This is a genomic window from Sphingomonas gilva, from assembly GCF_003515075.1.
Lineage (GTDB): Bacteria > Pseudomonadota > Alphaproteobacteria > Sphingomonadales > Sphingomonadaceae > Sphingomonas > Sphingomonas gilva.
The window spans coordinates 102,701-124,618 of sequence record NZ_QWLV01000007.1 but is presented as its reverse complement, the minus strand read 5'-3'; the positions used below and the strand labels follow the sequence as shown (position 1 = coordinate 124,618).

The 21,918-nt window shown below is 68.6% G+C and carries 22 protein-coding genes and 1 tRNA gene; 11 read left to right on the top strand and 12 right to left on the bottom strand.

What is annotated here, in order from left to right; all coding sequences use genetic code 11:
* Positions 1 to 3: 3 nt before the first annotated feature.
* The 3 genes from D1610_RS13910 to D1610_RS13900 are packed head-to-tail and all read right to left on the bottom strand — an operon-like array spanning position 4 to position 1,978.
* Complete coding sequence (locus tag D1610_RS13910; RefSeq protein WP_118864789.1) at positions 4 to 417, bottom strand: holin family protein; 414 nt, start codon at positions 415 to 417, stop codon at positions 4 to 6.
* Positions 418 to 475: 58 nt separating this feature from the next.
* Positions 476 to 1,015, bottom strand: coding sequence for a glycoside hydrolase family 108 protein (locus tag D1610_RS13905; RefSeq protein ID WP_118864788.1), 540 nt, complete (start codon positions 1,013 to 1,015; stop codon positions 476 to 478).
* Positions 1,016 to 1,075: 60 nt separating this feature from the next.
* On the bottom strand, positions 1,076 to 1,978 hold the full coding sequence (locus tag D1610_RS13900; protein WP_118864787.1) for a LysR family transcriptional regulator: 903 nt from the start codon (positions 1,976 to 1,978) through the stop codon (positions 1,076 to 1,078).
* 120 nt (positions 1,979 to 2,098) lie between these two features.
* On the opposite strand from D1610_RS13900, the gene D1610_RS13895 reads away from it, so the two are divergent.
* The gene (locus D1610_RS13895; protein WP_118864786.1) at positions 2,099 to 2,425 is read left to right on the top strand and encodes a UrcA family protein; all 327 of its coding nucleotides are present in this window, start codon (positions 2,099 to 2,101) and stop codon (positions 2,423 to 2,425) included.
* Positions 2,426 to 2,648: 223 nt separating this feature from the next.
* Here D1610_RS13895 and D1610_RS13890 read toward each other — a convergent pair.
* Positions 2,649 to 2,725: transfer RNA gene (locus D1610_RS13890), tRNA-Pro, on the bottom strand.
* A 212-nt stretch (positions 2,726 to 2,937) separates the two neighbouring features.
* On the opposite strand from D1610_RS13890, the gene yajC reads away from it, so the two are divergent.
* The 4 genes from yajC to D1610_RS13870 are packed head-to-tail and all read left to right on the top strand — an operon-like array spanning position 2,938 to position 6,226.
* The gene (gene yajC, locus D1610_RS17155; protein WP_182466836.1) at positions 2,938 to 3,282 is read left to right on the top strand and encodes a preprotein translocase subunit YajC; all 345 of its coding nucleotides are present in this window, start codon (positions 2,938 to 2,940) and stop codon (positions 3,280 to 3,282) included.
* Between the two features lie 13 nt (positions 3,283 to 3,295).
* On the top strand, positions 3,296 to 4,885 hold the full coding sequence (gene secD, locus D1610_RS13880) for a protein translocase subunit SecD (protein ID WP_118864784.1): 1,590 nt from the start codon (positions 3,296 to 3,298) through the stop codon (positions 4,883 to 4,885).
* A 7-nt stretch (positions 4,886 to 4,892) separates the two neighbouring features.
* Positions 4,893 to 5,849, top strand: a complete 957-nt coding sequence (secF, locus tag D1610_RS13875) for a protein translocase subunit SecF (RefSeq protein WP_118864783.1) — start codon at positions 4,893 to 4,895, stop codon at positions 5,847 to 5,849.
* A 2-nt stretch (positions 5,850 to 5,851) separates the two neighbouring features.
* Entirely contained in the window at positions 5,852 to 6,226 is a 375-nt protein-coding gene (locus D1610_RS13870) for an Mth938-like domain-containing protein (RefSeq protein WP_118864782.1), read from the top strand.
* 1 nt (position 6,227) lies between these two features.
* Here the strand turns inward: D1610_RS13870 and D1610_RS13865 are convergent, their stop codons facing one another.
* From D1610_RS13865 to D1610_RS13850, 4 genes are all read right to left on the bottom strand, one after another.
* Positions 6,228 to 6,500 carry a BrnA antitoxin family protein gene (locus D1610_RS13865; RefSeq protein WP_118864781.1) on the bottom strand — a complete coding sequence of 91 codons (273 nt, stop codon included), beginning with the start codon at positions 6,498 to 6,500 and terminating at the stop codon, positions 6,228 to 6,230.
* A complete protein-coding gene (locus tag D1610_RS13860) occupies positions 6,484 to 6,672 on the bottom strand; it encodes a BrnT family toxin (protein ID WP_118864780.1) in 189 nt (62 codons plus the stop codon). Before D1610_RS13860 ends, D1610_RS13865 begins: the two co-directional genes overlap by 17 nt.
* A gap of 91 nt (positions 6,673 to 6,763) precedes the next feature.
* Complete coding sequence (locus D1610_RS13855; protein ID WP_118864779.1) at positions 6,764 to 7,939, bottom strand: glycosyltransferase; 1,176 nt, start codon at positions 7,937 to 7,939, stop codon at positions 6,764 to 6,766.
* Positions 7,940 to 8,089: 150 nt separating this feature from the next.
* On the bottom strand, positions 8,090 to 8,914 hold the full coding sequence (locus D1610_RS13850) for a class I mannose-6-phosphate isomerase (RefSeq protein WP_118864778.1): 825 nt from the start codon (positions 8,912 to 8,914) through the stop codon (positions 8,090 to 8,092).
* A gap of 132 nt (positions 8,915 to 9,046) precedes the next feature.
* Here D1610_RS13850 and D1610_RS13845 point away from each other — a divergent pair, with 132 nt between their 5' ends.
* A complete protein-coding gene (locus D1610_RS13845; protein ID WP_118864777.1) occupies positions 9,047 to 9,871 on the top strand; it encodes an outer membrane protein assembly factor BamD in 825 nt (274 codons plus the stop codon).
* 19 nt (positions 9,872 to 9,890) lie between these two features.
* A complete protein-coding gene (recN, locus tag D1610_RS13840) occupies positions 9,891 to 11,549 on the top strand; it encodes a DNA repair protein RecN (protein ID WP_118864776.1) in 1,659 nt (552 codons plus the stop codon).
* On the opposite strand, the gene D1610_RS13835 is transcribed toward recN, so the two are convergent.
* Positions 11,546 to 11,857 (bottom strand): hypothetical protein, encoded by a 312-nt coding sequence (locus tag D1610_RS13835; protein WP_118864775.1) that lies wholly within the window; start codon positions 11,855 to 11,857, stop codon positions 11,546 to 11,548. The genes recN and D1610_RS13835 overlap by 4 nt on opposite strands.
* Before the next feature lie 87 nt (positions 11,858 to 11,944).
* Here D1610_RS13835 and D1610_RS13830 point away from each other — a divergent pair, with 87 nt between their 5' ends.
* From D1610_RS13830 to D1610_RS13815, 4 genes are all read left to right on the top strand, one after another.
* Entirely contained in the window at positions 11,945 to 12,229 is a 285-nt protein-coding gene (locus D1610_RS13830) for a type II toxin-antitoxin system Phd/YefM family antitoxin (protein ID WP_118864774.1), read from the top strand.
* Between the two features lie 2 nt (positions 12,230 to 12,231).
* The gene (locus tag D1610_RS13825; protein WP_118864773.1) at positions 12,232 to 12,528 is read left to right on the top strand and encodes a type II toxin-antitoxin system RelE family toxin; all 297 of its coding nucleotides are present in this window, start codon (positions 12,232 to 12,234) and stop codon (positions 12,526 to 12,528) included.
* Positions 12,521 to 14,611 (top strand): NAD-dependent DNA ligase LigA, encoded by a 2,091-nt coding sequence (ligA, locus tag D1610_RS13820; RefSeq protein WP_182466835.1) that lies wholly within the window; start codon positions 12,521 to 12,523, stop codon positions 14,609 to 14,611. The genes D1610_RS13825 and ligA overlap by 8 nt, the downstream gene beginning before the upstream one ends.
* Positions 14,612 to 14,769: 158 nt before the next feature.
* Positions 14,770 to 18,141: a TonB-dependent receptor gene (locus D1610_RS13815; RefSeq protein WP_118864771.1), complete on the top strand. Its 3,372-nt coding sequence runs from the start codon at positions 14,770 to 14,772 to the stop codon at positions 18,139 to 18,141.
* 55 nt (positions 18,142 to 18,196) lie between these two features.
* Here the strand turns inward: D1610_RS13815 and D1610_RS13810 are convergent, their stop codons facing one another.
* The 3 genes from D1610_RS13810 to D1610_RS13800 form a co-directional block, all read right to left on the bottom strand.
* Positions 18,197 to 19,444, bottom strand: a complete 1,248-nt coding sequence (locus D1610_RS13810) for a PepSY-associated TM helix domain-containing protein (RefSeq protein ID WP_118864770.1) — start codon at positions 19,442 to 19,444, stop codon at positions 18,197 to 18,199.
* Positions 19,441 to 21,417: a TonB-dependent receptor family protein gene (locus tag D1610_RS13805; protein WP_342768357.1), complete on the bottom strand. Its 1,977-nt coding sequence runs from the start codon at positions 21,415 to 21,417 to the stop codon at positions 19,441 to 19,443. Before D1610_RS13805 ends, D1610_RS13810 begins: the two co-directional genes overlap by 4 nt.
* Before the next feature lie 61 nt (positions 21,418 to 21,478).
* The gene (locus D1610_RS13800) at positions 21,479 to 21,886 is read right to left on the bottom strand and encodes a hypothetical protein (protein ID WP_118864769.1); all 408 of its coding nucleotides are present in this window, start codon (positions 21,884 to 21,886) and stop codon (positions 21,479 to 21,481) included.
* Positions 21,887 to 21,918 lie beyond the last annotated feature (32 nt).

Here is a 21,918-nt window from a genome sequence, read left to right as displayed (position 1 = left end):
GAATTACTTCTCCACCCCCTTCGCCTTGCCCCATGCCCGTGCGGCGGTGTAGCCGAGATAGCCGGTGCCGAAGAGCGCCCACATCGGTTCGGGGATGCCGGCGAGATAGGCGTTCATGCCCCTGGCGATGCCTTCGGCCATTTGCGGCTGGACCGCGGCGATCAGGCCCATCGGGATCGACCAGAGCAGAAGCGCGTACATGACGTAGAGGAAGCTGGGACGCGCGCGGCTGGTCCAGGGATCGGCGGAGGCGGCTTCGGCGAGGATCGCCGACATCTGCGCCCTGACCGATTCCATTTCCTGGCTGCCCTCCAGCTTCAGCAGTTCCAGCTTGGCGCGGTCGCGCGCCTCGGGATCGGGGATGATCTTGTCGATCAGCTTGGCCACCGGGCCGATGATTCCTTCGATGATGCTCATGATATCTGTCCTTTCAGGATCGGAAGGTGAGGAAAGTCAGACTAGGTGTCGGGTCATTCTATCCTATCCGGTTCGCCAGCCAGCCGTAGAGAAAGGCCTCGTTGGCGGGCCGGTGCTCGGCCAGGCGGAGGTAGCGCTCGCCCTGCAGCGCCTCGACCGCCTTCACCAGGACCGCCTCGCCCGGCGGCCCGCGGCGATCGAGAAAGGCGCCAAGCGCGGCGAGCGTCCGCGGGCCGATCGCCGAATCGAGCGCGAGATCGGGATAGTCCGACGCACCCCGGTTGAGCGCGTTCAGCGCGCGCTGGAGGAAGCCGGCCGCCACCGCCGGCCCCATGTTGACGCCGGTATCGAACAGCTCCGCCGCCAGTTTCGGGGCGCGCAGCGCAACGGCGGCGAAGCCCGGCCGGTCCCAATAGACGCGGCGGTAGATCGCCGCCGCCCGTTCGCGCGGGAATTCGCGCATGTCGCCGGCATAGCCGTCCGCCCGCGCCACCACCTCGGTCACGCCCCAGCGCGTCGCGCCGCCGCGATCGGCCGGGTGGTTCGAATAGCCCCCTTCGCGCGCGATCACTTCATCGATCAGTTCGTCCACATCCATCGTCGGTCTCCTGCGTCCGACTCGGATGATAACCCATCTGGTTACATGTAGGACAGCACTTTATTCGATGCGGCGCGTTTCTTCGATGACCAGCCGCGGCAGCCGACGCCCGAGAAAGTCGAGCACGGTGCGGATGCGGGGAATATGGCGCAGCCGTTCGTGGGTGAGCAGCCAGATGCCGCGCGTCTCCCCAGCGGCGGGCGGCAGACAGAGCACGAGATCGGGATCATTGTCGGCGACGATGCACGGCAGCACCGCCAGCCCCATCCCCGCGCGCACCGCGGCGAGGAGGCCGAGCGCCGAGTTGTGGTGGATGGCGACCGCGCTTTCGAGGTCATTCTCGCGCAGCCAATGCTGGTAGATCTGCCAGACGCCGTCGCCGCCGCCGCCGACGAAGGGATGGCCGCGCAGTTCGGCGCGGCGGCGCGGGCGGCCATGCTCGGCGGCATAAGCGCGGCTGCAATAGATCGCCCATTGATCGTCGATCAGACGCCGCGCGACCAGCCCGCCGCCCGCCGGCCGATCGGTGGTGCGCAGCGCGACATCGGCGCCGCCGGCGGCGAGATCGCGCTTCTCGTCGGTGGTCTCCAGATCGATGTGGATGTCGGGATGCGCGTCGTGCAGATCGCGCAGCAGCGGCGGCAGGATGGTGGTCGCGTAGATATGGCTGACCGTCAGCCGGACGACGCCGCCCGTCTCGCGCTTCTGCGCGGCCGCCGCGTCGTCGAGCCCCCGCGCCGCCGCCTCCACCGCGCGGGCATGGCCGAGCAGCCGCTCCCCCGCCGGGGTCAGCGCGTAGCCCGCCTGCCGGCGTTCGAACAGGACGAGGCCGAACGCCGCCTCGATCGCGGCGACGCGCCGCGCGACCGTCGTCTGGCTGACGCGCAGCGCCCGGCCGGCGGCGAGCGTGCTGCCCGTCTCCGCGACCGCGAGGAAGTGGCGGATGTCGTTCCAGTCGAACATGGCCCATTCTGCACTTTTGCAGAACGGTCGCGCAACATCGTTGTTCGGCGAATCCGGCGCGAGCGGCTAGACAGGTCCCGCACCGGTGCAGGACGAACTTCCTTCCCCAGGAGACCTGACATGAAGACCCTCATCACGCTGGCGGCGCTTGCCGCCGGGGCGATCGCCGCGCCTGGCTTTGCGCAGGTCGCCCAGACCGAAACGCTTTCCCGCGCGGTGCGCGTGGCCGATCTGAACCTCAGCGATCCGGCGCATGTCGCCAAGCTCGACCGCCGCATCGGCAAGGCCGCGCGGGCGATGTGCCGGACCAGCACGACCTATGACCTCGCCGCCAAGCTGCGCGTGCGCGACTGCATCGCCAAGGCGACCGCGGACGCCGCCCGGCAGCGCGACATGGCGGTCGCCGCGGCGCGCGGACCGGCCGAGACGCGGACCGCCAGCCGCTGAACCCGACGCGCGGGGCTGGCGCCCCGCACGCCAGGAGCCTTCCGGCTCCCTCAGAAACTGGGCCCTTCGGAGCTGATGCTTCGGAGGGTCCTTTTTGGTGTTGGGTAAGGTGGCGGGCATGGGCGAAGCCCATGCCGTCGGCCGCGGCTTTTGGCCGCGCCGGCCGTTCGCGCCGCTGAAGAGCGACGCAGCTTTGCTGCGTCGGCCGCGGCGCGAAGCGAAATGGTCGGGGCGACAGGATTCGAACCTGCGACCCCCACACCCCCAGTGTGATGCGCTACCAGGCTGCGCTACGCCCCGACCGATCGGATCCGGCGCCGCCCAAGGGGCCGGCCGGTTCTCGAAGGTGCGCGCCTTACGCGGATCGTCCGGGCGATGCAAGCGCGCCCCGGCGCTCTCCCGCCCCGGCTGATCTGTTGCGTGCGCCCCCGCTTGATGGTAGCGCGCCCCACCATATTTACCGGTCCGCGCACCCGCGCCGTCCAACCCACAATATTAGGCCGATCCGACCTATGTTCTCCTCCCCCGCCTATGCGCAGGCCGCCGGTTCCGCGAGCAGTGGCGGCGGCACCGCCGCCTTCATGGTGCAGATCGCGCCGCTGATCCTGATCTTCATCGTCTTCTGGTTCCTGCTGATCCGTCCGCAGCAGAAGCGGATGAAGGAGCAGCAGGCGGCGATCGCCGCGGTCAAGAAGGGCGACAGCGTGACGACCGCGGGCGGCATCGTCGGCAAGGTGACGCGGGTCGAGGACGATCATGTCGAGGTCGAGATCGCGCCGGGCACCAAGGTCCGCGTGGTCAAGATGACGCTGTCGGCGGTGCACCCGCTGGGCGGCGCCAAGCCAGCGAACGACTGACGGGCCGCGCGCGATGCTCGATTTCCCGCGCTGGAAGGTCTGGACGGTCATCCTGACGATCGTCTTCTGCTTCGTCTTCGCCGTCCCCAGCTTCTTCCCGCAGAAAACCACCGACGCCTGGCCCGCCTGGGCGCCCAGCGCGCGGATCAACCTGGGGCTCGATCTCGCCGGCGGCAGCTCGATCCTGCTCGAGGCCGACACCGCCGACATCGCCCGCCAGCGCATCGGCCAGATGGAGCAGCAGGTCGAGGCCGAGATGCGCCGCCGCGACGCGCCGCGCATCGCCATCGGCGACATCTCGACGGCGGGCGGGCGCCTCAGCTTCATGGTCCGCGATTCGGCGCAGGTCGACGCGGCGCGCGAGCGGATCAACCAGCTGACCACCGGCGCCGGGATGACCGGCCAGCGCGACTGGGACATCCAGGTCGTCGACACCAGCCGCTTCATCCTGACGCCGACCAGCGCGGGGCTCGCCACCGCGACCGACCAGGCGATGGAGGTCGCGACCGAGGTGGTCCGCCGCCGCGTCGACGAGTTCGGCACGCGCGAGCCGACGATCGTGCGCCAGGGCGACAACCGCATCCTGGTCGAGGTGCCGGGGCTGGACGACCCGCAGGCGCTGAAGGACCTGCTGGGCAAGACCGCGCGCCTGGAATTCCGCATGGTCGCGGGGAATGGCGAGATCACCACGCCGGTGCCGCCGGCAGGCGTGCAGTATCTGCCCTATCAGGAAGGCGGCGGGCAGATCGCCGTCCAGCGCCGCGTCGCGATCTCGGGCGACGAGCTGACCGACGCGCAGCAGGGGTTCGATTCGCAGGACAACCGCCCGGTCGTCAACATCCGCTTCGACAGCCAGGGCGGACGCAAGTTCGCCAACCTCTCCACCCAGTTCACCGGGCAGCGCTTCGCCATCATCGTCGACAATGTCGTGATCTCCGCGCCGAGCTTCAACGAGCCGATCCCCGGCGGATCGGCGACGATCAGCGGCAGCTTCACGGTGGAAAGCGCGAACCAGCTCGCCATTTCGCTGCGCTCGGGCAGGCTGCCGGTCGAGCTGACGGTGGTCGAGGAGCGGACGGTCTCCTCCGAGCTCGGCACCGATTCGATCGAGAAGGGCGTGCTCGCGGGCGTCGTCGGCAGCGTCGCCCTGATGCTGTTCATGATCATCACCTATGTGCGCTTCGGCGTGTATACGACCTTCGCGCTGCTGGTGAACGCGGTGATGATCCTGGGCATCATGGCGCTGTTCAACGCGACGCTGACGCTGCCCGGCATTGCCGGCTTCGTGCTGACCGTGGGCGCGGCGGTCGACGCCAACGTGCTGATCAACGAACGCATCCGCGAGGAGCAGCGACGAGGGCGGCAGACCATCCAGGCGGTCGAGTTCGGCTACAAGGAAGCCAGCCGCGCGATTTTCGACGCGAACATCACCAACGTCATCTCCGCGGCGATCATGTTCGTGTTCGGCTCCGGCCCGATCCGCGGCTTCGCCGTGGTGCTCGCCATCGGCATCGCCACATCGGTGTTCACCGGCGTGACCTTCACCCGTCTGCTCGTCGCGGACTGGCTGAAGCGCAACCGCCCCAAGCACATCAATATCTGAGGCCGCCATGCGCCCGCTGAAACTCGTCCCCGACGATACCAACATCCCCTTCCTCAAATATCGCTTTCTGGCGATGGGGCTGTCGCTCGCGCTGATCGCCGCCGCGATCGCGCTGTGCTTCATCAAGGGGTTCAACCTGGGCATCGATTTCATCGGCGGGCAGATGGTTCGGGTGACCTTCGAACAGCCCGTCCAGATCGAGGACCTGAGGGCGCGGGTCGAGACGCTGGGCATCGGCGAGGCGACGATCCAGCAATTCGGTTCCCCGCGCGAGGTATCGATCCGCACGCCGCTGCCGGACGGCGGCGCGGGCGCGGCGGAGAATGCCGCGAGCCGCCTGCGCACGGCCATCGAGCAGAACTTCCCCGGCGCCGAGGTGGGCGCGGTGGAGAGCGTTTCGGGCAAGGTCTCGGACGAGCTGTTCAGCAAGGGCGCCTGGGCGCTGGGCCTCGCGATGATCGGCATCTCGATCTATATCTGGATCCGCTTCGAATGGCAGTTCGGCGTGGGCGCGCTGTTCGCGCTGTTCCACGACGTGGCGCTGACATTGGGCTTCTTCGCGCTGACCCAGCTCGAATTCGACCTGAACATCGTCGCCGCGATCCTGACGATCATCGGCTATTCGTTGAACGACACCATCGTCGTCTATGACCGAATACGCGAGAATATGCGCAAATACCGCAAGATGGACATCGTCGCGCTGCTCGACCTGTCGATCAACGAGACCCTGTCGAGGACCGTCGTCACCAGCCTTTCGATCGGCATCACGCTCGCCATCCTGCTGCTCCTGGGCCCCGACGTGATCTTCGGCTTCACCGCGGCGATGTTGCTCGGCATCGTCATCGGCACCTTCTCCTCGGTCTATGTCTCGGCGGCGATCCTGCTCTGGCTCAAGCTCGGGCCCGACAGCTTCCTGCCGAAGGGCGAGGATGCGGAGCGCGTGACGGTGAAGGAGCTCCCGTGAAGATGGACCCGGACCAGCGCCCGCAGGGCCCGCTGATCCGGGGGTTCGCGAGCGGCGGCTTCCGCGTCGACGACACCTTGTGCTCGGGCGCGCTGGCGATCACGCCGCTCTGGGCGCGCGAATGGGCGGCGCCGGCGATCGACGCGCTGACCGCCAGCGACGTCGCCGATCTGATCGGCATCGATCCGCCGCCCGAATTCCTCCTGCTCGGCACCGGCGCGACGCTCAAGCGCCCGTCCCCCGCCTTCACCGCCGCGCTGGAGGCGCGGGGCATCGGCGTCGAGCCGATGGACAGCCGCGCCGCCGCCCGCGCCTGGGGCATGGTGCGCGGCGAAGGCCGCTGGATCGCCGGCGCGCTCTATCCGCTCGACGCCTAGATCAGAGCCCCGCCGCCTTGCGTAGCGCGGCGTTCATTCGCGATTGCCAGCCGGGGCCGCCTTCGCGGAACGTCGCTACGACATCCTGATCGAGCCGCAATGTCACCTGCTGTTTGGCCTGCTGGCGTTCGGGCGGACGGCCGGGGCGAACACCGTCGCGCGCGAGATATCCCTTGGCTTCCCGCACCACCTTGCCGCCGACACGCAACTCCGCCGCCGACGCCATCTCCGCCGTGAACTCCGGCGCGTCGTCAGGATCAATCCAATCCGACATGTTCAATCTCCCAGCGATGCATATGACGCATCGAAATCACCCGGCATCCGCCCTCCCGCTCGGTCCAGACCATCGCAACGGCGCGGTCGTCCAACCAACCAAAGGTCAGCATTCGCCGCTCGCCATAATCGAAACGACCATCCTCGATCGTAAGGCTCCGGCCCTCGAACAATCTGGCCGCATCAGCGAAATCAAGACCGCGTTCGCTGCGTCCGATCGCGCTTGGCCGGGTCGAAGCTGATCTCCACCCGCATATTATGTAGTTACATATTTATTCGGGTCAAGCTCACCAGATGCTCCGCCAAGGCCGCCGTATTGGCTTCCCAGGTGAAGCGCTCCGCCGCCGCGCGTGTCGCTTGCGGGTCGGGCGGGTCGGCGAGGAGATCGGCGATGGCGGCGGCGATCGCGGCCGGATCGCGTGCGACGATGCGGCCGGCGGCGGGGCGGTCGATGCACTCGCGCGCGCCGCCGACATCGCTGGTGACGACGGGCGTGCCGCTCGCCAGCGCCTCGACCCACGCATTGGCGAGGCCTTCGGAGGTCGAGGGCAGCGCCAGCACGTCGGCGGCGGCGAGCAGCGGCGGCAGATCGGCGTGCGGCGCCGATCCGAGCAGGGCCACCCGGTCGGCGACGCCGAGTTCGCGGGCCAGCGCCTCCAGCCGGCCGCGCTCCGGCCCCTCGCCGGCGATGCGCAGACAAGCGTCCGGCAACGAGGCGACGGCGCGGATGGTGAGGTCATGCCCCTTGCGCGGGATCAGCGCGCCGACCGAGACGACCAGCGGGCCGGCGACGCCCAGCGCCGCCTTGGCCGCCGCGCGATCGGCAGCGGGGCGGAAGGCGGTCAGATCGACGCCGGTATGATGCACGCGGATGCGATCGGCGGGCATGCCGAGCGCGGCCATGTCCGCCTTGAGCGCGCCCGCGACCGCCAGCAGCCCGCCGGCCTCGCGTCCCGCCGCCAGCACCTGCGCGGCGGTCGCCGGGGCGCGGCCCCAATGGTGGATATCCGCGCCCCGCGCCTTGATCGAGACCGGCACGCCGTAGCGCCGGCCAAGCGCAACCGCGGCCGGGCCATCGGGAAAGAAGAACTCGGCATCGATGACGTCGAAGGCGAAGTCCCGGCGAATGGCGTCGAGCACTGGAATCAACGCGCGGGCGAGCGCGCGGGCATGGAAGCGCCCCTGCGTCATCGGCGGCGCAAGGAAGCGCGGGCGATGGACGTCGAGACCGTTCCAATCCTCGCGCAGCGGCCGGCCGCGCAGCCCGGCATAGTGCGGATGGCGATCGAGCGGGAACGGCGGCAGCCCGCGCGGCGCGACGACCTTGACCTCAACGTCCGGATGCGCGGCGAGGCCTAATGTCTGGCGTTCGACGAACAGGCCGAAATTGGGACGCGCGGCGTCTGGGAACAGGGTGGAGAGGGTCAGCACGCGCAGCATGGCGGGGGGATAGCTGAATGGCATTAAGAAGCCCTCTCCCCTTCAGGGGAGAGGGTTGGGAGAGGGGAAGGACGATAGCGCCGAGAGCCGGCTAGGATACTGGCCACACTGCCCCTCTCCCCGGCCCTCTCCCCTGAAGGGGAGAGGGGGTTAGATCCGCTTGTCGCCCGGATAGGCGAACAGCATCTCCGCGCCCTCGTCGGGCGCGAGCAGCGCCTGTTCGGTGAGGGTGAGGCATTCGCCCGCCCGCCAATCGACGCCGTCGAGCGAGCCCGTGCCCTTCAGCGGCACGAACCAGCCCGTCATGCCCTCGGGCAGATCGACCCGCCGCGAACGGTCGGTCCAGCGTTCCAGCACGAATTTGGGCCCTTCGAACAGGATGGTGCGCCCGTCCTCCACCTCGACGCTGCGATCCTCCACCGCGAAGGGCTCGGGATCGGAGACCGCGATGCCATCGTCCAGGTGCAGCTCGCGCGGACGGCCGTAGTCGTAGAGACGGTAGGTCAGGTCGACATTCTGCTGGACCTCGACCAGCGTCAGCCCGGCGCCGATCGCATGGACCGTGCCGGCGGGCGAATAGACCGAATCGCCCGCATCGAAATGTTTCCAGTCCATCAGCTGCTCGATCGATCCGTCGAGCGCCGCGGCGCGCAGCTCCTCGCGACTCGCCTCCCGCACCGTACCGAGCGCGATGGTCGATTCGGGCTCTGCGTCGAGGATCACCCAGGCTTCGTCCTTGCCGCGCGCATGGCCGCGCGCGCGCGCCTCCTCGTCATCCGGGTGGACCTGGATCGAGAGGCGTTCGGAGGTGAAGAGATATTTGACGAGCAGTTCCGGCTGCTCGTCGCCCGGCGTCTGGAACCATATCTCCCCCACCGGCTCGCCGCCGGGCGCCGGGTCGTCGAAGCCCGGCCAGAGCTTCGTTCGGCCCCATGGCTTTTCGACGCGGTGGGTGGTGAGGCGGGTGACTGGCATTGCGGGCTCCGGGAGATTTCGCGCTCCTACAAAGAGAAACGCATGCCCGCGTCAAGCCGATCCCTCTGGCGCTTCCGGACGCGCGCGAAAGGGATTGTTCGCGCGAGCCTGTGTGGAGTAAGGGTCTCGGCTATGCGTATCCTCCAGTCATTCGCCCGTCCCGCCGCCGTCATGCTGGCGTCGGTCGCGATCCTCGGCCTTGGCGCCTGCGCCGGCCGCAACGCCGGCACGCGCGCCGACACCAGCTATGTCGCGCGCGACGTGGGCACGCTCTACACCGCGGCGAAGCGCGAGATCGACCGGGGCAACTACAAACGCTCGGCGGTGATCTTCGACGAGGTCGAGCGCCAGCACCCCTATTCGGTATGGGCGCGGCGCGCGCAGCTGATGAGCGCGTTCAGCTATTACATGGCGCAGGATTACACCAAGGCGATCGAATCGGCGCGCCGCTTCCTGTCGGTCCATCCCGGCAACAAGGACGCGCCCTACGCCTATTATCTGATCGCGATGAGCTATTACGAGCAGATCGAGGACATCACCCGCGACCAGAAGATCACCCAGCAGGCGCTCGACGCGCTGGGCGAGCTTTCGCGGCGCTATCCCAACACCAACTATGCCGCCGACGCGCGGGTGAAGATGGACCTCGTCACCGATCACCTGGCGGGCAAGGACATGGAGATCGGCCGCTTCTACCAGGTGCGCGGCCAGTGGCTGGCGGCGACGATCCGCTTCCGCAACGTCGTCGAGAACTATCAGACCACCAGCCATGTGCCCGAGGCGCTGATGCGGCTGACCGAAAGCTATCTGGCGCTCGGCCTGCGCGACGAGGCGCAGAAATCGGCGGCGGTGCTGGGGGCCAACTATCCCGGCACCGAATGGTATCAGCGCTCCTATGAGCTGATGCAGAAATATCCCGCGCCGATGGCGACCGCCGCCGCCCCTGCCACGGGCGGGTGATCCGCCAGCGCGCATTCCCGTGCTGACCGCGCTGTCCATCAGAGATGTCGTGCTGATCGAGGCGCTCGACCTCGATTTTTCGGACGGGCTGGGCGTGCTGACCGGCGAGACGGGGGCGGGCAAATCGATATTGCTCGACGCGCTGGGGCTGGTGCTGGGCGCGCGCGGCGACAGCGCCCTGGTGCGCGGCGGCGCCGGGCGCGCGGGCGTGACCGCGACCTTCGAGATCGCGAGCGCACCGCTGGAGGCGCTGCTGGCGGACAACGATATCGAGCATGAGGCGGGCGAGCCGCTGATTCTGAGGCGCACGCTCAGGGCCGATGGCGGCAGCCGCGCCTTCGTCAACGATCAGCCGGTCTCCGCCGGGCTGCTGCGCGAGATCGCGCCGCTGCTGGTCGAGATCCATGGCCAGCATGACGATCGCGGGCTGCTCAACCCGCGCGGGCATCGCGCGCTGCTCGACGCGTTCGGGCGGATCGACACGGGTGCGGTCGCCGCGGCCCATCGCGCGTGGCGCGAAGCGACGGCGGCGCTGGAGGCCGCGCGGGCGGAGCTCGAAGCGGCCGCGCGCGACCGGGAGTGGCTGGAGCATGCGGTCAACGAGCTGACCGCGCTCGCCCCCGAACCGGGGGAGGAGGAGGCGCTCGCCGATCGCCGCCGGACGATGCAGCGCGCCGAGAAGATCGCCGACGACCTGAACGCGATCGAGGGCTGGATCGAGGGTTCGGAGGGCGGACTCGCCCAGCTGCGCCAGGCGGCGCGCGTGCTGGAGCGGATCGCCGGCGACCATGCCGCGCTGGCCGAGGCGCTGGCGGCGATCGATCGTGCGATCATCGAGGGCTCAACCGCCGAGGACCGGCTGCGCGAGGCGCGCGCCGCGCTCGCCTTCGACCCGCGTTCGCTGGAGGAGGACGAGGCGCGGCTGTTCGACCTGCGCGGAATGGCGCGCAAGCACCGCGTGCAGCCCGACGATCTCGCCGCGCTCGCCGCCGAGCTGGCGGGCAAGCTGGAGCGGATCGAGGCCGGCGAAGGCGGGATCGCGGCGCTGGAGCAACGGCTGGAGGAGGCGCGCGCTGCCTATGCCGACACCGCAGCGGCGTTGAGTGCCGCGCGCAAGGAGGCGGCGGCGCGGCTGGATGCGGCGGTGGCCGGCGAGCTCGCGCCGCTCAAGCTGGATGCGGCTCGGTTCCGGACCGTCGTCGCCGAACTGGACGAAGGCCAATGGGGTGCCGCGGGACGCGACCGGGTCGAGTTCGAGGTCTCGACCAATCCCGGCGCGCCGTTCGGGGCGCTGACCCGCATCGCCTCGGGCGGCGAGCTGTCGCGCTTCATCCTTGCGCTGAAGGTCGCGCTAGCCGAGCAGGGCGCCGCCGCGACGATGATCTTCGACGAGATCGACCGCGGCGTCGGCGGCGCGGTGGCGAGCGCCATAGGAGAACGCCTGGCGCGGCTGGCCGAGCGCACGCAGCTGCTCGTCGTCACCCACAGCCCCCAGGTGGCTGCGCGCGGGCGCCGGCACCTGCTGATCGCCAAGAGCCATGACGGCACCGTCACCCGCACCGGCGTCGCCGCGCTCGACGAGGCCCAGCGCCGCGAGGAGATCGCCCGCATGCTCTCCGGCGCGGAGATCACGCCAGAGGCGCGCGCGCAGGCGGAACGGCTGCTGGAGGCGGCCTAGAAGTCGATCGTCATACGCACCATCGCGCGATTGGATTGGCCGCCGCCGCCCGGTTGCTCGACCGTCTCGCCATAGACATTGGCGCGCGCGTTCTCGGACAGCCGCATCCCGATGCCGGGGCCGGCGACGCGCTTCTCGTTCGGCAGCGGCGGCAATGGCTTCAGCCGATAAGGCGAGTCGCCGACGCGGCCGCAGACGACGATTTCGTCCACCTCGCTCTTCGGGCATTCGGGCGGCACCAGCTTGGTCAGGTCGATCCGCTCGACTGCCGTCGGCAGCTGCAGGAGAAGGGCCAGGACCAAGGGCATCGGAGGCGAACATGGCATAGCGCGGCGTGCCGTGGAAGCCGACAAACGCCTTGACGAAAGACCTGATGGGCGTACCATATTCAGGTCATGAACGCGCCTTTCAAGCCCGACACCGTGCTGCCGATCCTTGCCGACATGTGCGTCGGGATCAGCGAGCTGAAGAAGAACCCAGCCGCGGTGGTCGCCGCCGCGCGCGAGCAGCAGGTCGCGATCCTCAATCGCAACCGGCCGGTGGCCTATGTGATATCGCCCGAGGTGTGGGAATATCTCAATGATGTGCTGGACGACATCGATCTGGCGGAACAGGCGCGCGAAGCGCTTGAGAGTGGCGAGGAAGGCATCCCGGTTTCGCTTGACGATCTGCTCGACTGAGCATGTATCAACTTGTGTTCCTGCCCCGCGCGCTGAAGGCGTGGAAAAAGCTGACGCCTGCGCTCAGGAGGCAATTCGGCAAGAAGCTCGATGAACGCTTGGCTGATCCACGCATCGCTTTGGCAAAATTGCGCGAGATGCCCGATTGCTACAAGATCAAGCTACATGGTTCGGGGTATCGGCTGGTTTACAAGGTAGTCGATTCCAGGATCGAGGTGCTTGTATTGGCGATAGGCAAGCGGGAGGGCGAACAAGCTTATGGCCTCGCGGAACGCGAACTCGCCAAGCTCGATGACTGACCCCGCCGCCCGCCTCGCCTTTCTCGCCGCGGAGATCGCGCGGCACAACCGGCTGTATCATGACCGGGACGCGCCCGAGATCAGCGACGCCGAGTATGACGCGCTGGTGCGCGAGAACGCCGCGCTGGAGGCGGCGCATCCCGAGCTGGTGCGCGCCGATTCCCCTTCCGCGCAGGTCGGCGCGGCCTCCTCCTCGCCGCTCGCCAAGGTGGCACATGCGCGGGCGATGCTGAGCCTGGAGAACGCGTTCGACGATGCCGAGGTGATCGAGTTCGTGCTGCGCGTGCGGCGGTTCCTGAACCTGGGCGCGGACGACCGGGTGGCGCTGACGGCCGAGCCCAAGATCGACGGCCTGTCCTGCTCGCTGCGCTACGAGAAGGGCCGGCTGGTGCTGGCGGCGACGCGCGGCGACGGGCAGGTGGGCGAGGACGTGACCGCCAATGTCGCGCATATCGGGGACATCCCGCAGGTGCTGAAGGGCGACGCGCCCGACGTGTTCGAGGTGCGCGGCGAGGTCTATATGTCCAAGGCCGACTTCGCCGCGTTGAACGCGCGGCAGGCCGAGAGCGGGAGCAAGATCTTCGCCAATCCGCGCAATGCCGCCGCCGGATCGCTGAGGCAGAAGGATGCGCGCATCACCGCCGCGCGCCCCTTGCGCTTCCTCGCGCATGGCTGGGGCGAAGCGTCTTCGCTGCCGGGCGAGACGCAATATGACGTGATGCGGGCGATCGCGGGCTTCGGCCTGCCGGTCACCGACCTGCTGATCCGTTGCGCGCAGATCGAGCCCGCGCTCGCGCAGTACCGCAAGATCGAGCGGGCGCGCGCCGACCTGCCCTTCGATATCGACGGCGTGGTCTACAAGGTCGACCGGCTCGACTGGCAGGCGCGCCTGGGCTTCGTGGCGCGCGCGCCGCGCTGGGGGCTGGCGCACAAATTCCCCGCCGAGCAGGCGCAGACGACCCTGCTCGCGATCGACATCCAGGTCGGCCGCACGGGCAAGCTGACGCCGGTGGCGCGGCTGGAGCCGGTCGGCGTCGGCGGGGTCATCGTCAGCAACGCGACGCTGCACAATGCCGACGAGATCGAGCGGCTGGGCGCGCGCCCCGGCGACCGGGTGCGCATCCAGCGCGCCGGCGACGTGATTCCCCAGGTGGTCGAGAACCTGACCCGCGAGGAGCCGCGCGAGGCCTGGGCCTTCCCGACCGAATGCCCCGCCTGCGGATCGGCCGCGACGCGCGAGGAGGGCGAGGTCGATTATCGCTGCACCGGCGGTCTCATCTGCCCGGCGCAGCGCGTGGAGCGGCTGCGCCACTTCGCCAGCCGCCACGCGCTCGACATCGAGGGGCTGGGCGCGGTGCATATCGAGGCGTTCGTCGCCGACGGGCTGATCGCCAACCCCGCCGACATCTTCCGCCTGACCAGGGACGACCTGCTGAAGCGCGAGCGCTGGGCCGAGGTCTCCGCCGACAATCTGATCGCGGCGATCGCGGCGAAGCGCGCCGCCCCGCTCGACCGCTTCCTGTTCGCGCTCGGCATCCGCCACGTCGGCGAGGTGACCGCGCGCGATCTCGCGCGGCGCTACCGATCGTGGGACGGCCTGATCGCGACGCTCGACCACGCGCGCGAGGTCCGCCGCGAGACGCAGCCCGCCCCGGCCGAGCCCGAGCGCAAGTTCGTCCTCCGCCGCGACAAGGCGGTGGTAGCGGCGATCGAGACGCCCGGCATCGGCCCCGAGGTGGCGAACGCGCTGCTCGACTTCTTCGACGAGCCGCACAACCAGGAGGCGCTCGCCGATCTGTTCGATGCCGGCATGACCCCCGCCGAGGTGGTGCACGAGACCCGCGAATCGGAGGTGTCGGGAAAGACGCTGGTGTTCACCGGCAGCCTCGAGACCCTGTCGCGCGACGAGGCCAAGGCGCAGGCCGAGGCGCTGGGGGCGAAGGTCGCCGGATCGGTATCGGCCAAGACCGATCTCGTCATCGCCGGACCCGGCGCCGGATCGAAGCTCAAGAAGGCGGCGGATCTGGGTATCCGCGTGATCGACGAAGCGGCCTGGGCGGGGATCGTCGCCGCCGCGAAGTAGCGTGATGTGATGCTTTTTTGCAACGCACCATGACTCTTCTCCGCCCGTCTCGACTCCGGGGCGGCTTGTCACATATGCGACATAGTTAGCGAGCAACGGGCGGGGCAGACGGTGCTCAGGGCACCGCGTGTCGGCTTTGGCCACCAGAGGGAAACAACATGCGAAATTATCTGTTTGCAGGCGCGGCTGCGGCCGCGCTCATGGTTCCGGCGAGCGCGTATGCGCAGCAGATCACATCGGGCATTCAGGGCACGGTCGTCGATGGCGCGGGCCAGCCGCTGGCGGGCGTCGAGGTGACCGTCACCGATACCCGCACCGGAACCTCGCGCACGTTGGTGACGGGCGCGGACGGTTCCTTCTCCACTTCCGGCCTGGTGGTCGGCGGCCCCTACACCGTATCGGCGTCGAGCGCCGGATTCGGCACACAGACGATCGAGAACATCACCACCACGCTGCAGGGCAACAGCCGCGTCGACCTGCAGCTTGCCTCGGGCGGCGAGGACATCGTCGTCACCGCGTCGCGCGGGAATGTCAGCCAGCTGGCCACCGGCCCCGGCCAGTCGTTCAGTGCCGAGGTGATCAACGCGCTGCCCAGCTTCGATCGCGACATTCGCGACATCCTGCGCGTGGATCCGCGCGTCAGCCTTGAGCGCAACCTGGAATCGGACCGCGTTTCGTGCCTGGGCGGCAACGACCGGTCGAACGCCTTCACCGTCGACGGCATTTCGCAGGGCGACAATTATGGCCTGACCGATACGCCCTTTTCTTCTCGTTCGGGCGCGCCGATCCCATTTGGCGCGATCAGCGAAACAAGCGTCCAGTTCGCCCCGTTCGACGTCGAATACGGCTCCTTCACCGGTTGCGCGATCAACGTCGTCACCAAATCGGGCAGCAATGCCTTCCACGGTGACGCCTTCTTCCAATATGGCGATACCAGCCTGGCCGGCGACAATGTCGCGGGTCGCCCGGCGAAGGCGGCGGCGGACGACATCCGCTATGGCGGTTCGCTGGGCGGTCCGATCATCCCCGATCGGCTGTTCTTCTTCGGCGCCTATGAGCATAGCGAGGTGACGCTGGCGCAGGACGATGGCCCTTCGGGCGGCGGCTTCCCCAACGAGCGCGCGTTCATCACGGTTGAGCAATTCAACGAGATCTCCGAGGTGCTGTCGTCGGTCTACGGCCGCGACACGCTGGGCATCGTGCGTGACCGCCCGACGGTGACCGATCGCTATTTCGGCCGCCTCGACTGGTACATCACCGACGACCACCGCCTTGAGGCGACTTATCAGCGAACCGAAGAGAACAGCGTCCGCGCCGACGATTTCTCGAGCACCAACTTCACCGGACTCGACAATTTCCAGAATTCCGGCTCGACCGCGGACTATGGCTCGGTCCGCCTCTACTCGCGCTGGAGCGACGTGTTCTCGACCGAGTTGCGCTATTCGCGGTCCGAGATCACCGATATCCAGGGACCGGTTGGCGGCGGCGAAGCGCAGGATGAAAATCCGCTGACCCGCATCGTCGTCGGTGTGCGCAATGACGACGACCGCGGCCTGTTCATCTCCGGTCCCGGTTTCTCGCGCACGGCGAACGACCTGTACACCACGATCGATCAGTACAAGGCCAAGGGCCTGATCGATGCCGGCGCGCATCAGATCACGATCGGCGCAGAGTTGAACACGGTCAATTTCGACAATCTGTTCGTCCAGAACGCCACCGGCACGCTGTACTTCGCCGACGTCGATGCGCTGCGCGAAGGCCTTCTGAATGCAGGCACCAGCACGTCGGTGACGACCGCGTCGGCGGTCGGCGACGGCACCACGATCGGCGCCGAGGGCGCTTTCTCGCGTGACGGCAACGTCAATACCGCCCGCGCCAAGTTCAGCCGCTCGATCTATTCGGCCTATGCACAGGACGTGTGGCAGGCGAGCGACGCGCTGGAGCTGACCGCCGGCGTTCGCGTCGAGTGGTATGACGGCGATCACCCCGATCAGAACGACAATTTCGTCGCGCGCTACGGCTTCAGCAACAACACGGGTTTCAGCAATCTCGAGCCGGTGCTGCTGCCGCGCCTGGCGTTCAACTATGACCTTGGCGATTTCGGTTTTCTGGGCCGGGCGCAGGTCAAGGGCGGCGTCGGCATCTTTTCGGGCGGCGATCCGGGGGTCTGGTTCGGCAACGCTTTCCAGAACAACGGCTTCGGCTTCGCCAGTGGCAACACCAACGACGCGCCCTGCCCCGGCGGCCAGATCGACGTCGTCGAGAACGGTCAGTTCACCGGCGCGCCCACCTGCTTCCGCGACGCGGCGATCACTCGCGCCGCGGCTGGCCTCGGCGATACCCAGTCGATCGATCCGGACATCGAAATTCCGACCGTGGTCCGCGCCAATCTGGGCTTCGAAGCGCAGCTGGGCTCCGGCGACGGCTTCTTCAGCGGCTGGAACCTCAACCTCGATTATATCTACAGCCACTATCGCAAGGCGCTGACGGTGGTCGATCTTTCGCAGACGATCGACATCCGCCGCGGCGTCGACGGCTTCACCGTGGACGGCCAGCCGATCTTCGGCGCGATCGATCCGACGGCCGCCGGCTGCGACGCGGTGCTTGCCGAGGATGGAGTCGATATCCGCTGGGAAGGCGTCACCGCCGCCTGCTTCAGCACCAGTCGCGACGACGAAATCCAGCTGACCAACGGCCGTTCCTACAACTCGCACATCGGCTCGCTGCTGCTGTCGAAGAATTTCGATCGCGGCGTGTTCACCGAGGGCGGCAACGTGTTCGTCAACTTCGGCTACGCCTACACCGATTCGAACGATCGCCGGAACATGTTCAATTCCACGGCGACGTCGAACTACGATCTGACCGCCGCGACGAACCTGCAGGATCCGCCGGAAGCGCGGGGCTTCTACGAAACACGCCACAGCATCACCTTCGCGGCGAATTTCAGCGAACAGTTCTTCGGTGACGATCTGGACACCAGCCTGGGCTTCACCTTCGTCGCCCACTCGGGCCGGCCATACAGCCTGACCTTCGGTGGTTCGGGCGGGTTCTTCGACTCGGCTTCGGGCTTCGACAATCGGCTGCTGTACATCCCGACGGGGGTCGACGATCCCAACCTGTCGGATTCGTCCAATGACGATGCGGTCGCCGACTTCGTGAGCTATGTCGATGGCCTGGAATGCGCCCGCGAGGCGAAGGGCCGGATTATCGAGCGCAATACCTGCACCAACGACTGGTATTACGATCTCGACCTCAACTTCTCGCAGGAACTGCCCGGACCGCTGCCCGGCGACAGCATCAAGCTGACCGTGCTGTTCGACAATTTCCTGAACTTCCTGAACAGTGACTGGAATGTTCGCCGGACGCGCAATTTCGCCGGATTGGTGAACGTGGTCAGCCCGCCGAGCGGCAGCCCGGTGGATTCGGAGGGCAAGTACATCATCAACAGCTTCCAGCCCGATGATGCGAACGACATCACCTCCAGCGCGTCGCTGTGGCGCCTGAAGTTCGGCGTCAGCTATCAGTTCTGATCTGCGCCGACCTGCATTGAAGACCGCCGCCCCAGCGATGGGGCGGCGGCTTTTTCTATGGGCGGAGACGGGCGAGGGTTGCTTCGCCCAACATCGCGGCGAGCATCGTCAGGCCGGTCAGCGGGAAGATGACGCCCACGGCGAGCATGATCGTCGCCACCGCCTTCGCGTCGCGGCCGTTGCCGCGCGGCGCCGGGGACGGGCGGCGCTTCCACCACAGCACCGGTGCGGTCACGCAGAGCAGCAGCAGGCCGATCGCGCCGGCGAGCATGACGAGGCGGTTCGCCTCGCCATATTCGCGGCCCTCATGCACCGCGATGCCCCATTCGACCGCCTTCGCGCCCGCGCCGAAGGCGGCGTAGCGCGCATCCTGCAGCACGCGGCCGTCGGCGCCGTCGATGTAGATGACGTGCGCGTCGGCGGCGCGCGTCGCCATCCTGGCGACGAGCCACGGCGCGCCATGGCTGCGGGGGACGGTGATCGTCCATGGCGCGGCCAGTCCGCGCGCCTCGGCGATCGCCGCGACACGGTCGGGCCCGATCGCTGCGCCGCCGCCGTGCGGCGCCGCCATCGCCTGGCGCGACCAGGGCAGGGTCTCCGCCCCGTGGCCGCCATGTGCCTCCCATGGGTTCGGTCCGGGCGACTTGGGCCGGCCGGCCTCGGCCGCGGCGATCAGCGTCTGCAGGCCCTTTCCCCACACGCCGGTCCACGTCATGCCGGTAAGCGCGAGGAACAGGATCACCACGCCCACCGCCGCCCCGATCGAGGAATGGAGATCGCGCCAGAAGCGCCGATCCCCAGGCGGCCCGCGCACGCTCAGGCTGCACCTCGGCCACCACATCCACAAGCCGGTGAGGACGAGTATGATCGCCCAGCCCGCGACGATCTCGGTCACCGCATTGGCGATGGGGCCGGCGATGACGAGGCTGTGCAGCTCGCGCAGCACGGCCATCGCCCCGCCCTTGGCGGTCATGCCCAGCACCCGGCCATCGCCGGGGTCGACGAAGGCGGTGCGATCGCCCTCGGGCGTGGCGACCGTCAGCCGCCACGCCTCCGGCCTCCCAGGCCTGGCGAACTGGGTGACATGCCCGCCGGTCTCCGCCTCCACCCGCGCCTGGATGGCGGCGAGGGACAAGGGCGCGCCCGCCTCCACCGTCAGCCAGTCGGCATAGAGCCGGCGCTCGATCTCCGGCTTGTAGAGGTACAGGGCGCCCGTCACCGCCATCCAGGCGAGCACGGGCAGCACGATCAGCCCGGCGAACATGTGCCAGCGCCACACCGCGCGTCGCAGGCTGCCGCTCATGGCAGCCGCAGCCGCACGCCGCCGAACACCGCGCGCCGCTCCACCGGGGTGAAGACCGCGCTTGCCGGATCGAACGCCGTGACCGCCGAGATATCGCCGATCGCCCTGCGATCGCCCAGGTTGCGCGCGTCGAGGAAGACCTCCAGCCCCCCCGACACCGCCGCCGATGCGGTCAGCCCGGCAAGGACGTAGCCGCCCGCGCGGAAGCTGTTGGCGTAATCGGCCCAGCCGCCCTGCGGCGCCCATTCGAGATTGGGCGCGACATGGAAAGCGTCGGTGCCAAGCCGCAGCTCCGCGCGGTAGAGATGGCGGGGGATCACCGGCAGGCGGTTGTCGCCATATTGCGCGTCGCCGCGGAAGGCGAAGTCGTTCAGCTGATACGCCTGCCGCAGCCGCGCCCAGCTGGTCAGATCGATATCCAGCCCCGCTTCGATCCCCTGATGCCGCGTGCGGCCGGCGTTGAAGGTGGCGGCGGGGATGGTCGGCGGCGCAACCGAGAATTGCAGCAGCTCGCCCTGCAGATCGGCGCGGTAGAGGCCGATGTCGAACCGCGCCGGGCCCAGCGCGCCGCGCGCGCCGATCTCCGCCGTCCAGCCGCGCTGGGACGCGAGATCGACGAAGGTCGCGATCTGCGCGAGCTCGATATAGCCGGGCAATTCGTGGCTGCGGCTGTAGTTGGCGTAGAATTGCACCTTCGCGACGGGTTCGAACAGCAGCCCGAACTTGGGCGACACCTCGTCATAATGCGCGCGCCCGCTGGCGCTGGCGGGCAGCACCGCATCCTGCCTGCGCAGGCCCGAGGTGTAGACCGCGCCCGCGATCAGCGTCAGCGGTTCGGCCGGGCGGTAGCGCCCCTCGGCGTAGAGGTCGATCGTCCGCGCCCTTTGGTCCGCGAGGAAGGTCCTCGCGCCGCGATCCCCGTTCACATTGCGGTAGCGCTGCGACCGCACCGAACCCGAGCGCGCGGTCGCCCCCGCCGACAAGGCGAACGGACCGCGTTCGACATCGAAACGCGTATAGGCGCCCCAATCGGTCGAGACCTGATCGACCACCTCGAAGATCGGGTGGAACAGCTCCTTGGCGCTCAGGAACACGCCGATATCGAGCGTTCCCCCGCCAAGATCGAACCGCGTCCGATTCTGCACGCGAATCGAATCGATGTCGCGTTCCTGGTCGCCCGTGACATTGCCTTTCTCCGGATTGGCGAAGATGTCCGCGCGGGTCAGCCCACCGGGCAGATCCTGCCGGATCGTCTGCGCGCTGGCGTAGAAGCGCGTCTCGATGCGGTCGGTCAGGCGAATGCCGAGATTGCCGTGGAGGCGCAGCGAGGCGCGGCCGGCATGGTCGCGGTCGCCGTCGGAGCGGTCGCCGGTCAGCGCGACGAAGGCGTCGCCGCGCGCATCGGCCATGCCGTAGCCGGCCAGCGCGCGGGCGGTGGCGAAGCTGCCGCCGTCCAACCGGAAGGTCAGGCCCGATGCGCTCCGCCCCGTCGGCGTCACGCCGTTGATCGCACCGCCCAGCGTGCTCGCCCCGAAGCGCAGCGCATTGGCGCCGCGGAACACCTCCAGATGCTGCAGCACCAGCGGGTCGAGCTCCTGGAAGTCGCCATTGTCGTCGGCCAGGTTGATGGGCACGCCGTCCTGCAGCAGCGTCAGCCCGCGCATGTGAAAGCCGCGGCTGATGCCCGATCCGCGGATCGACAGCCGCACCTCCTGTCCGAAGCGCGGCTGGGCGTAGACGCCGGGGCTAAAGGCCAGCGCGTCACGCAGCGAGACGGCGACCTTATCCTCATAATCGGTCGCGGCGACGACATCGGCGCCGCCGGGCGTCTCCTCCACCTGCTGGATGGCGAGCTCCACCGCGCGCTCGGCGGTGATGACGATATCGTCGGGGGGCGCGCTGTCCTGCGCGCAGAGGGGGGCCGCGAGGGCGGCCAGCGATACGCCCGAAAGCGCACGCAATAGCATGTTCATGCGGAAGTCCTTCAGAAGCTGATGCGGTACGCACCCCGCCGCGGCCGGGCGCTAACGTGGATCAGGCGAAGGCGGGCGGTCCGGTGGCGGGCGGCGGCGGGGCGGCAAGGCCCTGGCCGATCGCCGTGCTGGAGCGCGTTGCGAGCGGGGTCGCGATCGGCAGCGCCGCGGCTTCCAGCAGGGCGGCGACGTCCGGCAGGTCACCCGCCATCGCCAGGCCGGCAAAGGCGCAGGGCTGATCGGCGGCCGACTTCTCGCGCGGCTGCTTGTCATGGATCGTGCCGTCGGCGTCGACCCACGCCTGCACCAGGCCCATGCCGGTGCACAGCGTGATGCGGGTTGCGCCGTCGGCCCCGTGCGCGGGCATCCAGCCGGTCGGGATCAGCACGCGCAGCAGCAAGGCTGCGCCGAGGATCGCCAATGCGATCGGGCGCGGCATCAGACTGCCGTCGCGTATCCCTGCGAACATGCCGCGCGCCTAGACCGGGCGCACCGCGGACA